Genomic DNA, 220 nt, shown 5'->3' with positions numbered 1-220 from the left:
TGCTGCTGGAGACGTCGTGGGAGGCGATCGAACGCGCGGGAATCGACCCCCTGCGCCTCAAGGGCACCGACACCGGAGTGTTCCTGAGCACCAGCTACCAGGAGTACCTGGCGCGCGTGCAGCGGACCGGCGCCGATGTCGACGGATTCATGCTGTCCGGCAGCAGTGTGAGCGTCGCGTCCGGCCGGGTCTCCTACGTCCTCGGGCTCTCCGGTCCCGC

The 220-nt window shown here is 69.1% G+C and carries 1 protein-coding gene; it reads left to right on the top strand.

What is annotated here, in order from left to right; all coding sequences use genetic code 11:
• The coding region (locus tag IH00_RS0136045) for a beta-ketoacyl synthase N-terminal-like domain-containing protein (protein WP_039947812.1) at window positions 1-220 on the top strand (220 nt) is incomplete at both ends.

This window comes from Streptomyces sp. NRRL S-118, assembly GCF_000716335.1.
Lineage (GTDB): Bacteria > Actinomycetota > Actinomycetes > Streptomycetales > Streptomycetaceae > Streptomyces.
Note: the sequence above shows the minus strand (reverse complement) of the source record. Positions and strands in the feature narration are given on the sequence as shown.